This is a genomic window from Bifidobacterium sp. 2450, from assembly GCF_041900695.1.
In the GTDB taxonomy this organism is placed as follows: domain Bacteria; phylum Actinomycetota; class Actinomycetes; order Actinomycetales; family Bifidobacteriaceae; genus Bifidobacterium; species Bifidobacterium longum.
The window spans coordinates 16415-30384 of sequence record NZ_JBHEEA010000015.1; the positions used below are offsets into that span (position 1 = coordinate 16415).

The window sequence follows — 13970 nt, forward strand, 5'->3', positions numbered from 1 at the left end:
ACAGGATACCGTCAAGGGTACGATTCTTCGTCGGGTTCGGTAAAATTTTTCCCTCTGTGACGGTCGGGTTTAGGCTGGAGCCATGATGACGAGACTTGAACCTGGAACAGTGCTGGACGGCATCGACCGTGATGGAGCGGCGAGGCTGATTGTCGGCACGTCTGGAAGCGGCAAAACCGAATTCGCCTTATCGGTGTTGATGGCGGGGCTGCGCCGCTACGGTGGCACGCAGGCGGTGATGGCCGTATCCGGCCGTGTGGCCGCCGACGCATTGGGCAATCGGGTGATTCGTGAGCTCGGGTTTTCCGTGCAGGCCAGGCCGGTCACCACGCTGGGTGCCGTGGCATTCCGGGCCATATCAGCTTCGCGCGAGGGAACTGGATTGCCGTCGCCTCGATTGTTGAACGGTGCGGAACAGGATGCTTTGCTGCGTCAAGTCATGGCCGTGCATCTGCGCCATGCCGTAGCGGGAGATGATTGCGGCACCTGTGATCTGCTGCGCGTCTACTTTGCCCAGGATGACTGGGCGAAACTCATACGCGATGCCGGTACCGGCGAGATGCCCGGCTCGGCCGCTTCCGCACAATCAAGCCTCTCGCAACAAGGGTCGGATTCGCCGTCTCCGACGTCGGCAGGCGGCTCGACCAGCGCGGATAGGTTCACTCGAGGTATTTCAGATGCGTTTATCAGCCAGTTGCGCGATATGCTGGCCCGATTGGACGAGCTCGGTGTAGGCGTTCACGAAGAGCCACGTCTCTTGGACGCCGTGACGGAGGACGCGCGATTGTCTGTGCAATGGCGTTTGGCTTTCGCGTTGCGCCGTGAATATATCGCAGCCCAAAGCGCGGCATATCCGGGGCAATACCGTTTGGATGCCTCGTATTTGCTGGTGGCAGGCGCTCGTGTGGTGCATGAGGCATTCGCCGCCGATCACGCGGATGATTCCGGCCGGCCTATGCGTATGGAGGCGTTGGGCTTGCCCCGGCTGCTGGTTGTGGATGATGTTCAAGACACCACGCTGGCCGGCATGCGCTTCTTGGAGGAGTTGGGGAATGCCGGCGTCAAGTTGGTGCTGGTCGGCAACCCGGATGAATCGGTGCAGACCTTCCGTGGATCGTATCCGGAATATCTGATGCGCCGTTCCGTGGAAGGGCGGCTGAAAGCCAAGGAAGAACAGCTGGTTGGCGGCAGTACCGGCGCTGATCAGTCGCACATGACGATGGCTGATGTGATCGCGTCTCGTATTTCGCTGTCGATTCCCTCGCCGGAAGACGAGCCGCTGCCTCCGGCCGAGCGTCCCGGCAAGCTGACCGCCATACTGGGCGGAGTCGATGCAGCGAATTATCAGTCGGACGGCACAGTGACCGCCGGCCTGTACCGATCCTCACGTGAGGAGCTGGATGATGTGGTCTGGCGCATCAAGCGGGCGCATCTTGACCGGCATATTCGGTGGAACGACATGGCGGTCATCACCCACGACAATGCCGCCGTGCGGCTGTTCGGCGAACGACTGCGCCGAGATGGCGTGCCGGTGCGGTATTCGTCGGTCACCCGTCCTTTGAAGGACGAGACTTTCGTGCAGGGATTGTTCGCGCTTGTGGAGCTTGCCCGATTGCGTGCCGAGGGAATGGCGGAATGCCAGATGACGTTGGCTTCCTGCGCGGCATACATAAGGACTAGAGTGGCCACGTTGATGAACGGCCCGTTGGTGAGTGCCGGGGCCAGACCCGGTCAGGGGCGTCCCGCAAGGCTTGCGCCGATCGAGTCGGCCATGGGGTCGTTGGAGTCGCTGGCGCATCTCGCCACGGATGATGCCATGCTGACCTCTCTGACGACGGCATGGGAAACATTGCGTGAAACATACCATGAAACACGGCGTGAAACAGGTCGTGAAACATCCTCGTCAGTGGTTTCGACGTCAGCGGTTTCGTCGTCAGTGACTTCGTTGCCAGTGTCTGTCGAAATACTCGGTGAACCGTCCGGCGATGACTTGGCCTTTGGCGTTGACGCGCTGTACGTGATGCTTGCCGTTGATGATGCCGCCGCGCCAGCGCAGGCTGCGCTCGCATCCATCCACGCGGTGCTCGGCAACGACCCTCAGGCCCGCGCTTTTGCGAACCTGTGGCATCTGGTGGGCAGCGTTGCTTCCGGATTGGAGCGGCTGCCGGCAAGCCAGCGCGTACAGCCGCGCTATGCACTGTCTGTTGCATGGAACGCCACCGGTCTGGCACCGGTCTGGCAGCGTGCGGCATTATTCAACACGGCAGAGGGGCGCACGGCCAATGACCGGCTGGACGCGGCAATGCGTCTGTTCCAGTTCGCCGATGATTCCACCGCCAGCCGAGACATCACGTCATTCATGGCACAGGTGCGGGGCATGGAAGTGCAGGCCGATTCCTTGGCCCACATAGGGCCGGTGGAAGACGCGGTGACATTGACCACGCCGGCAGGCGCGGCCGGACGTCACTGGGAATATGCGTGGATACCGGTGGTCCAGCAAGACGTGTGGCCGAACCTCGCCGGGCGCAACACCATGTTCGGTGGTGAAGACCTTGCCGAGCTCGTGCTGAGGGGAGCGCTTGAAGAAAGCGACAAAACCGGTCATGATCCGCGGTTCGCGGCTGTGCTGTCGGGCGAGAAGAAGAGTTTCCTAGTCGCGCTGACCCGTGCACGGCGAATCATGATCAGCGCGGTGTGGAACGACAGCATGAGCCCCTCGGACTTTCTCTTCGGGTATCTGCCGGAATACTATCCGCGCAACCGGCAACAGGCGCCTTTCACCACAGTGGGGGCACATGCGGGATTCGCCGAATATGATCTGGCCGGATTGGACGCCGACCCACGTGGGTTGGTCAGCGCCGCCCGTGCGGTTCTGGCCACTGCTCAACCGCAGCAGGCTGCCGCAAAGGACGCCGCGATTGCGTTGACACTCCTGTTAGAGCATGGTGTGCGCGCCGCAAATCCGCAGAGCTGGGCGTTTGTGGAATCGCCGGCCCAATCGGATAGCGCGTCATCTGGCGGTGCGTCATCTGGCGATGCCTCATCTGACAGTGCCTCATCCGACAGCGCGTCATCTGGTGGTGTACAGTCTGACGGTATCCAAACAGGGAAAGACAAGACGGATGCGCAGGCCGCACCCATGGTCACCTTATCTCCATCGGCGGTCGACAGCCTATGGGCGTGCCCGGTGTGCTGGATGCTGGAGAACCGGTTCGCCGGTCCTCGCCCCAGCTCCGTGGCCACCAGTTTCGGAACCCTCATCCATGCGATTGCGCAGCAAGGCAGCGAGGAAGGGCTGGACCATCTTTCCCACAATGCCCAGGCGTTGGCCACACTGGGCTTGGACTCCACGGCCGGCACGGAACGCCGCATCGAGGCTGTCACGGCACGGCTTAATGCCATCTATCAGAGCAAACGTCCCGATCCGAATGCCATAGCCGACACCCGGAACCGCTATGAGGCCACCCGTAAGGACGAGTCCGCGGCGGATGCCCTGCGCAACATCGCCGATTACTTTGTGCGCAGCGACGCCGATCCGGAAACGTATCTTGGCAAGAACTCCAGCAACTTCAGCATTGGCACATTGGCCGGTGCCGAATGCGAACGGGAGTTTGCCGCACGATTCGATGTGCGTGACATACTCGACGCATACAATGCCGTGCCCGGCATGCACCCGATCGATCGGAACATGCTGGTCCGTCTGATGGGAGCACTGGTCGGAGGATGGCCGGAAGGCATGGACGAGCATCTGACCGTGAGACTGTCCGGGCGCATCGACCGTATGGAAACCCGCGTACTCGCAGACGGCGGCGAATGCATTCGCCTCATTGACTACAAAACAGGCAGAATGCCCACGGTCAAACAGATTTTCAATGATTTGCAGCTCGTGTGCTATCAGCTTGGCCTCGTGTTCCCCGAAGACGGGCCGCGCGGTGCCAAGGCACTTGCCGCAATGCCGCATATCAGCCAAAGCGCGCTGTTCCATGTCGGGCAGAATGCGGCACCAGCCAGAAGCTACGCCCCGGAAGGTGCCTTCCAGCCGCCGCTGTTCACTGATGGTTCGTTGAATGTCGAACCGTTCACGCCACGATACTGGTATAAAGACCCCAACCGTTTCTTCGACATACCCGCCATAGATCCGGCTACTCCTCCCGAAGGTGTGAGTGCCGAAGCGTGGGCGCAATTCGCCGCGCTCGCCGGTACGCAGACGTTATGGTCGCTGACCATGATCGCCCGCGTATTCTATGCCGCGGCGGCCAGCAGGTCGGCCATCATCGAGGCCCATCCGCAAGACACCCATATCGGATTCTGCCGTATGAAGAACGTCTGCCCTGCCTGTGCGGGCCAGATCGACACGATTTTCGAAACGAGGCAAGCATGAGCACGTTCACTCCCAGTGCGGAACAGGCCGCCATCATCGATGCGCCAGTCGATGCTGACGTACTGGTGGTTGCCGGTGCCGGTTCCGGCAAAACCTTTACGATGACCCAACGCATCATCGCGCTTATCAATCGAGGTGTGGCACCTGAACGCATCCTTGGCCTGACCTTCACACGCAAGGCCGCAGGCGAACTGCTGGAACGCGTCTCCGCCGCAGTGGCCGGTGATATGGCGGGCTCTACGACCGCCACGGTGTCTGATCGGGCATTCCTCAAGCCGGCCATTTTCACGTATGACGCCTTCTTCCAGACCATCGTGCGCCAATATGGGCTGCTTGTCGGATTCGATCAGAACACGCAACCATTGAGCGCAGCCGGAGCGCTTCAACTGGCCACCGAAGTCATCGACAGTCACATGGATCTGGCGTTCAGTGAGGATTTTGGCGCCTTCTCCAGTTTGGCGAACCGTGTTCTGGCGTTGTCGGATGCCATTGGCAGTGCCATGATCGGTGCCGGCTGCACCAGCTTCGATGATGCGATCAATCGAGTACGGCAATGGGATTCGGCATTCATCAATCGATTGCAGCAAGCCGTCGCAGACGAACCCATGCCCGAGGACGAGCCGAAAATCCCCAAGATCAAACGACTGAAGAAAGATACCGACGCCAGCTGGCGAGCCAAGCTCGATGACCGTGCCGAACATTTGCACGCCCGCTGCGCCTATCATTGCGGTGCGCTGCTGGAGGCCACACGCAAACGCGATATTCTGCTCCAGCTGGTGGAGGCCTATGCCCAAGCCAAGCGGGAACGCAATATGGCCGAATTCTCCGACTTCACCATTGCCGCGTATCAGCTTATCGAGCGCTTCCCCTCCATCGGAGAGCGCACGCGCCGCAGGTACAGCCATGTGCTGCTCGACGAATATCAGGACACCTCCACCACGCAGGCCGCTCTGCTGGCAGCACTGTTCCATGTGGATGCGTCACGGAGGTCCGCCGTCAACGCGGTGGGTGATCCGTTCCAGTCGATTTACGCATGGCGTGGTGCCAGCCCTGGTGCATTCCGTATGTTCCAGCAAGATTTCCACCTGCCTGCCGGATACAAGCCATTCCCGCTGTCCGTCACCAGGCGCAACAGCCGTATAGTGCTCGAAGCCGCCAATAATCTCACGCTGCCGTTGCGCTCCAATCCGTCGCGTCCCTCCAGCTCATTGATGCGTGAGGTCGATGTCTCATCGCTCGACCCCATGCCTGATGCCCCCGAAGGAACATTGGGAGTACTGGGCTTCGCCACGGCCGGGCAGGAGATCGACGCCGTAGTGCGTTTCTGCAAGACGGCCATCGCACGGCACCGTTCCGCGGCCGAACAACAGGAACAGATGCCAGGCGAACAGAAAGCGCCGGTCGCCGTGCTGTTTCGGTCCAAATCACATATGCCCGAATATCAGGCGGCATTGGAACAGGCCGGATTGACCACATTCGTGGTCGGCTATTCCGCGCTGCTGGAACGTCCGGAAATCCGCGATCTGATGGCGTTGCTGCGCGTGGCCGCCGACCACACCGATACGGGATCGCTGATGCGCTTGCTGGCCACGCCACGATTCACCATGTCCGCAGCGGATTTGACCATGTTGGCCCGTTTTGCTGAAGAACAGAACGCGGAACAACGCTTCCAAGCATTGGTGCAGGCCGGTCTTGCCCAACCGGATACACCAGCGAATGAATGGGCGACTGTGGTGCGTGAGTACCGCGATCAGGTGGCCAATGCGGTATTCCTGCCAGACGTATTGCTACGCAGTGACCTGGTAAAACTGCTTGAACGGTTGAGCGCACACGGGCGCAACGCCATAACCCGGGCCGCGGTGATGCTCCGTCAGGTGCATGATGCCGTCGGGAGGCCACTGGGCGACGTGATTCGCACCGGCATAGAAGCGTTGGATCTTGACATCGACACCGTATTGGCCGGTGTGCTGCATAGTCCGCAGCACCGCGCCAATCCCGCTTTGGCGCATATGCCTATGGATGCGATTGTGGATTTGGTGGATACGTACACGCAAGAGATTGCCACTGAGCAAACTCCCTCGTTGCATGGGTTCATCACATGGGTGGATCATCTGGCTTCGGTGGAGGATGAAGCCGCCAGTCTCCCCGACGCTCCGGTGGATGTGGAACTGATGACCGTACACCAGTCCAAAGGGTTGGAATGGGATGCCGTTGCGGTAGTGGGGCTTACCGCCGGCGGATTCCCCAGCAATCAGGGCGACCATCTCAAGATCGTGCTGGACGAACACCATACGGGAGGCACCGAGCAAGGTCACTGGACCGCACCCGAATATCATGAGACCGCCGACTCCTGGCTCACCAACCCCACCGCCGTACCCGTGCCTATGCGCGCCGATGCCGGCATTTTGCCGCGATTCCCCCATGATGCCGATGTGGAAGCCGACCCCATCGCATCATTGGCGGCTTTGGATGATGTGGAGCTTATCGATGATGAAGTGTTCGGCTCCATGCGCGAATTCGGCGATGGCGTGGAAGAAGTGGATGCATCCGGCTGGTATTTGACGCAGGCGGAGGAGTATGGGCGCCGGCTGCATGCCGACGAACGTCGATTGATGTATGTGGCGCTTACCCGTGCGCGAGAAGATGCCCTGATGACCTATTGCGCCTATACGGGCGAATCCGGGCGGGACCCGTCAGTGGTGCCCAAAGGCTCTCGCGCCGCTCAGCCATCCAATTTCTGGCTTGAAGTGCATGACGCGCTCCAAGCCCGTGAACATGCGATATCGGCTCAGGACTGTGTGGAGCGGCTGCAAGCCGCCAATGCCGGGAAGCCTATGCTGATCTCGGCGCAAGGCGAAGCGATTGCCCCTCCCGAAGGGTTCTTTATCGGAGAGCATGCCGCGGCATACGGTGACGCCGTGGTGGGGGAGGCATGGCAAACGCCGATTACGCAGACGGATGCCGCCGTTGAATTGCCGTGGCCGGCTACCCTCAGCGACGCGGTGCATGAGCAGCTGTCACGTGGCATCGATGTCATCGCCGCAGATTCCTCGTCACTTGAGCAGCACCAAGACGCCGGCCCACTGCTGCAACGGGCACAATTGCTGGTGGACGACGCCGATTTGATGGCCGATGCCGCCAACGGCAAGTCGCTTGATGAGGCAGTCAAAGCCAAGGCGCAACGCGTTCTGGCCGCAGGACGCCAAAACGTGACAAGCCTGCAAGCCCGCGTAGGTGGCATGAGCGAACGGGAGGAGCGCCTCTACTGGCGTAGCATTATCCGCCCGATTCCGCGCATATCGTCTCCGGCGGCCGAGGCCGGCACACAGTTCCATGCGTGGGCTGAGCAATTCATCAATGCCGGTAAGCCGGATGAAGCGGTACTGGCATATGAAGCCGAACCAAGCATGCCGCATACAGGTCAGGATGCGGGATTCGTTTCCCGGGAAGCCATGTTGGCCGATTTGGCCGAACGGGAGCGGCAATGCCGCAAGCCGTCCACACGGCAGCCCGCTGTCCCACAGCCCACGGCTCAACAATCCGTCTCCGCCGTATCCGCCACTTCCATAAGTAGCGACAATGCCACCGAGTCCAAGCTGGTGGCGTGGCAGCGCAGACTGGCCGAATCATCGTGGGCCAAGCGCATCCCGGCGTGGACGGAGCGTGCCATCGTCGTGGACGTACCGGGCGTGGGCCTAGTCAATGGCAAACTCGATGCGGTATTCATCGGTGGACTTGACCCGTCCAGCCCCACCGCACGCTTTACCGTGGTTGACTGGAAAACCGGTCGTCGGCCCACCAAGCCAGACGACATCACCCGCAAACTTGCCCAGCTCGACATGTACCGACTGCTGCTGGCAGCGGTCGAAGGTGTGGAATTGGACAGTATCGACGCCACTCTCTACTATGTCAGTGAGCCCGACGAGGGCTTGCGCGAGCTTCACGCCCGTGCGAAAACCAAACAGGAAATCCTTACCGAGTTGAGCTCCGGCATTCCCGAACAATCTGACAACGACTGAGCCCAAAGGCTCATGACCTGTACAGCATCGGACGGTCTTCACCGGTGGAGAGACCTTATGCATCGCAAGGCATCTCCGACGATGAAGACGACTGGCCACGTACCGGTCCGCGGTTGAAACGCACCGCGTGACGTTGCTAGGGAACCGCTACCCTCGGATGGCACGTGTGGGCGGGCGCACGTGCCGGACAACGCACCAGTAAGGAGTTATTGTGTCCACGACTCGCGCGGTTTCGAAGTCGTCCGTTGCCCACTCGCCCTATCAGCGCCTGTTCATGCTGCCCGGAGCCAAGGCGTTCTGCCTGTCCGGCGCGGTGGCACGATTGCCGATCTCCATGATGAGTCTCGGCATCGTTCTGGCGCTCAACCATCTCTACGACAATTGGACCATCGCCGGCACCATGAGCGCCGCCTATGTGCTGGCCATGAGCTGCGTCACCCCGTTCTACGCCCGCGCCTTCGACCGTTTCGGTCAAGCCCGCGTGGGCCGGCTTGCGCTCGCCATGCAGATCGTGGCCATGCTCGCCTTCGCCTTCGCGGCGTTGGTACGCGTGCCGATTCCGCTGCTGTTCACTCTGGCCATCATCATGGGTCTGACGCAGTTCTCATTCGGTGCATTGGTCCGAACCCGCTGGTCCTATGCGTTGCGCGGTGTGGAAGATGGTGAACAGCTGCTCAACACGGCCTACGCCATGGAAGCCGCCATTGACGAGATCGTCTTTATTCTGGGGCCGATTCTGGCGGCTTGGCTGGCCACCTCCGTGCATCCGGTATCCCAACTGTTCGTGCCCACCGTGGCATGCGGTATCGGCGGCACCATATTCTTCTCGCTGAAATCCACCCAGCCACCGGTTATCGTGGAACAGGTCACCGTGGCCGCGCACGATGACGGCAGCCCTGCTGCAAGCGAAGATGCCGACCAGCTGACCCTGCGCCAGCTCAAACGCAACGGTGCCAAGCCCAAGAGCGTATTGCTCTATGCCGGCGTACTGCCGTTGCTCGCCGTGTTCATCGTGTTCAATATGAGCTTCACGTCCTTCGACGTGTCCATTACCGCCACCATGAAATCCATGGGACTTGAGCCCTTCCTCGGTCTGCAATTGGCGATGTTCGCGGTCGGCTCGTGCATCGGCGCGCTGGTGTTCGGCTCTTGCCAACTCAAAGGCTCCCATTGGGCGCATATGGTGATGTTCCTGTCGCTGCTGACCGTCGGCTACGTGTTCTTCCGGCTGTCAATGGACAATCTCATCCTGCTGGGCGTCTTCGAAATCCTCGCCGGCCTGACCGTCTCGCCGACGTTCGCCACCGGCAACCTCATCGTCAAGGATCTGGTGCCGGCGGAATCCCTGACCGAAGGACTGAGCTGGGTAACCACCGCAGGCACGGTCGGCACATCGATCGGCTCGTCCGTGGCCGGCATTGTGCTTGACGCCTCCAACCCTCATGTGGGCATGATGCTGCCATTCATCTTCACGCTGGCGTCCGTGCCATTGGCGTTGGCCGGATGGGCCTTGGCCAAGCGGCGTGGATGAAACGGAATCAGGCTACGCCCGATGGATGGTTGGCGGCTTCGCCGGGGTCTCTCCCTCAGTCCGCTTCGCGGCCAGCTCCCTCATCAGAGGGAGCTCGACTTCACGGTTCGGCTCGTCAGAGGGAGCTTGATTCTGTGGACGGGATATTGGCGTGAGGGCTTGGCGGTGATAGGCTAATTGCCGATTGGAAAACGTTCCGGGTACATTGCCGGGCAGGTACGGGTAGACAGGGAAGAAGACATGATCAAGGTTTCGGTGGTCGGAGCAAAGGGCCGCATGGGCTCGCACGTGGTCGAAGCGGTGAACAACGCCGAGGATACGCAGCTGGCGCTCGCATTGGATGCCGGCGACGACCTGACCCAGGTCACCACCGACAACACTGATGTGGTCGTCGAATTCACCGTGCCGTCCGTCAGCCTGAACAACGTGCTGACCCTGATCGGCCAAGGCGTGGACGTGGTGGTCGGCACCACCGGTTGGACCGACGAGAAACTCGCCCAGGTCAAATCCGCCATCGCCAACGGCCCGAAGCCCGAAACCCAGAAGGTCTTCATCGCACCTAATTTCGCGATCTCCGCCGTACTGGCCGACTACTTTGCCACCAAGGCCGCGAAATACTTCGAATCCGCCGAAGTCATCGAACTGCACCACCCCACCAAGGTGGACGCCCCCTCCGGCACCGCCATCCACACCGCCCACGGCATCGCCGAAGCGCGCAAGGCCGCAGGACTCGTCCCCGTGCCGGACGCCACCGAAACCGATGACGGCTCACGCGGCCAGGTGGTCGACGGCATCCACGTGCACGCCGTGCGTCTGCGCGGCCTCAACGCCCACGAGGAAGTGCTCTTCGGCAACGCCGGCGAGCAGCTGACCATTCGGGCCGACAGCTTCGACCGCACCAGCTTCATGCCCGGCGTCCTGCTTGCCGTGCGTAAGCTCGCCGGCGACGCTCCAGCCGGCCTGACCATCGGCCTCGACCACTTCCTCGACCTGTAATCGACCCGCAGTCGACCCGCAGCCGACCCCGCAATTCAGTCAGGGAAGCGCGCCGGGACGCGCATCACGGCATTACCACCGGTTCCGGTCATAATGCCACGCATTCAGCAACAATCAAGGTACGTAATATAAGAGTCCACAATGGGAAGTACGGTGAACACTATGAGCGAGCATGACATGCACCTTCTTGAGCCAGCACCTTTCGGCCGCATTCTGCCGGCTATGGTCACCCCGATGAAATCCGACGGCAGCGTCGATTTCGCCGCCGCGCAGAAGCTCGCCAAATACCTCGTCGCCGATGGCGCGGATGGTCTGGTGGTCAACGGCACCACCGGTGAATCGCCCGTCACCCATATGGATGAGAAGGTCGAGCTGGTCAGGGCTGTCAAGGAGGTCGTCGACGTTCCGGTGATTTCCGGCGCCGGCTCCAACGACACCGCACACACCGTGCGTATGGTCGAACAGACTCAGGAAGCGGGCGCCGACGCGGTGCTCGTCGTCATGCCTTACTATTCCCGTCCCTCGCAGGACGGTATCGTCGGCCACTACAAGGCCGTCGACGAATCCGCCGAAAAGCCGATCATCGTCTACGATGTTCCCGGCCGTACCGGCTTGAAGGTCAAGGTCGAAACCTACGACCGACTGGCCGAACTTGAACACGTCAAGGCTGTCAAGGACGCCACCGGCGATCTTGCAGCCGCAGTGGAGAAGCAGCAGCGCACCGGCCTCGCCTGGTATTCCGGCGATGACGGCCTGTTCCTGCCGTTCCTCTCCATCGGCGCCGTCGGCATCATTTCGGTGATTGCCCACGTCGCCTCCAACCCCATGCAGCAGCTTGTCCAGGCATTCGATCGCGGCGATATCACCACCGCCCGTCGCCTCGCCAACCAGCTCGCCCCCCTTGTCCACGCGTTGAATGGCGACGGCTATCAGGCCGTCATGGCCAAGGCTGCGCTCAAGGTCAAGGGCGTTATCCCCTCCACCACCATGCGTCTGCCGAACATCGGTCCCGACGCCACTCAGCTTGACAAGGCTGAAGAGGGCATGCGCGCTGCCGGACTGCTGTAAGCCCGAAACGCTGCATACGGGTTGCCAGCCCGCCGCCCCTGCATGACAGAGCAGAGGCACCACAACAGAAATCCCAAAAAGGTTATGGCACAAGAACAAAAGAAAACAAGCAAGAACACGAATTCTCGCCGTCGCGGTTCCGCGCGCGGCCGCAATGCCAACGGATCCAACAGCCGTACGCCGTCCCGTAAGATCAACGCCACCCGGCAGGCCACCGCACCCCAGCAGGATGCCGTGCTGATCGCCCCGCCGAAGTACCGCAAGGGCTCCATGCGCATCACGCCGCTCGGCGGCTTGGGCGAAATCGGCCGCAACATGAACGTGATCGAATACAACGGTCACCTGCTGCTCATCGACTGCGGCGTGCTCTTCCCCGAGGAGGAGCAGCCGGGCGTGGATCTCATCCTGCCCGATTTCAGCTATATCAAGAACCGTCTCGACAAGGTCGACGCCCTGGTGCTCACCCACGGTCACGAGGACCACATCGGCGGCGTGCCCTACCTGCTCAAGCTGCGCCCGGACATCCCGCTGATCGGCTCCAAGCTGACCCTCGCCTTCGTGGACGCCAAGTGCAAGGAACACCACCAGAACCCCACCAAGGTTGAGGTTGCCGGCCGTGAGAAGCTCAAGGTGGGCCCCTTCGACCTCGAATTCGTCAACGTCACCCACTCCATCCCGGACGCCCTGGCCGTCTACGTCAAGACCCCGGCCGGCTCCCTGATCGACACGGGCGATATCAAGCTCGACCAGCTGCCGCTCGACCACCGCATCACCGACCTCGTCGAATTCGGCAAGATCGGCGAAAAGGGCGTGGACCTGCTGATGATGGACTCCACCAACGCCGAGGTGCCCGGCTTCGTCAAGCCCGAGACCTCCATCGGCCCGGCCCTTGACCAAGCGTTCGCCCAGGCCACCCGCAAGATCATCGTCGCCAGCTTCTCCTCCCACGTGCACCGTGTGCAGCAGGTGGTGGACGCCGCCCACAAGTACGGCCGTAAGGTCGTGTTCGTCGGCCGTTCGATGGTGCGCAACATGTCCATCGCCGCCGACCTCGGCTACCTGCACATCCCCGAAGGCACCGTCGTGGACCTGAAGCAGGCCAACGACATTCAGGACGACAAGCTCGTCTTCATGTGCACCGGCTCCCAGGGCGAACCGATGGCCGCACTCGGCCGCATCGCCGACGGCAACCACCGAGACATCCACATCAACGAGTTCGACACCGTGATCCTCGCCAGCTCCCTGATCCCGGGCAACGAGCACGGCGTCTACAAGGTGATCAACAAGCTCGTGCAGCTCGGCGCCAAGGTCGTCAACCGCGACAACGCGGCTGTGCATGTGTCCGGCCACTGCAACGAGGGCGAGCTGCTGTACATGTACAACATCGTCAAGCCCAAGTGCGCCATGCCGATCCACGGCGAGAACCGTCACCTGGTGGCCAACGGCCTGATCGCCGTCAAGACCGGCGTGGACCCGCAGAACGTGGTCTTGGCCGAAGACGGCGATGTGGTCGACCTGTACCACGGCAAGGCCGCGGTCGTCGGCTCCGTGCCGTGCGGTTACGTGTACGTCGATGGCGATTCCGTTGGCGAGCTGACCGATGACGAGCTGGAAAAGCGCCGCATTCTCGGCACCGAGGGCTTCGTCTCCGCGTTCGTGGTGGTCGACACCGACAACCACGAGGTCGTCACCGGCCCGAAGATCTACCTGAACGCCGTGGCCGAGGACGAAAGCGAGTTCGACAAGGTTCGTCACCAGATCGTCGAACAGCTCAACGACCAGATGGTGCAGGGCACGCGTGACACCTACAAGCTGCAGCAGACCATGCGCCGCACGCTCGGCAGCTGGGTTGCGCGCCAGCTGCACCGCAAGCCGATGATCGTGCCCGTCGTGGCCGACATCGCCCAGGACGTCGAAACCGTAGAAACCAAGTAGTCCGGATTATCCAGGGACGACCGTAAGGAGTAATTGAAGT

General features: G+C 61.4%; 6 protein-coding genes. All 6 read left to right on the top strand.

Annotated features, from left to right (window positions below):
* Positions 1-85: 85 nt before the first annotated feature.
* The 6 genes from ACEUKI_RS08725 (at position 86) to ACEUKI_RS08750 (ending at position 13930) form a co-directional block, all read left to right on the top strand.
* Positions 86-4381: a PD-(D/E)XK nuclease family protein gene (locus tag ACEUKI_RS08725; protein ID WP_374156753.1), complete on the top strand. Its 4296-nt coding sequence runs from the start codon at positions 86-88 to the stop codon at positions 4379-4381.
* Positions 4378-8400 (top strand): ATP-dependent DNA helicase, encoded by a 4023-nt coding sequence (locus ACEUKI_RS08730; RefSeq protein ID WP_374156735.1) that lies wholly within the window; start codon positions 4378-4380, stop codon positions 8398-8400. The genes ACEUKI_RS08725 and ACEUKI_RS08730 overlap by 4 nt, the downstream gene beginning before the upstream one ends.
* 211 nt (positions 8401-8611) lie before the next feature.
* Positions 8612-9931, top strand: a complete 1320-nt coding sequence (locus ACEUKI_RS08735) for an MFS transporter (RefSeq protein ID WP_374156736.1) — start codon at positions 8612-8614, stop codon at positions 9929-9931.
* 240 nt (positions 9932-10171) lie between these two features.
* Positions 10172-10927: a 4-hydroxy-tetrahydrodipicolinate reductase gene (gene dapB, locus ACEUKI_RS08740; RefSeq protein ID WP_374156737.1), complete on the top strand. Its 756-nt coding sequence runs from the start codon at positions 10172-10174 to the stop codon at positions 10925-10927.
* Between the two features lie 162 nt (positions 10928-11089).
* Positions 11090-11995, top strand: coding sequence for a 4-hydroxy-tetrahydrodipicolinate synthase (dapA, locus tag ACEUKI_RS08745; RefSeq protein ID WP_007051306.1), 906 nt, complete (start codon positions 11090-11092; stop codon positions 11993-11995).
* A gap of 84 nt (positions 11996-12079) precedes the next feature.
* Positions 12080-13930 carry a ribonuclease J gene (locus ACEUKI_RS08750; protein WP_115770691.1) on the top strand — a complete coding sequence of 617 codons (1851 nt, stop codon included), beginning with the start codon at positions 12080-12082 and terminating at the stop codon, positions 13928-13930.
* The last annotated feature ends 40 nt before the right edge of the window (positions 13931-13970 follow it).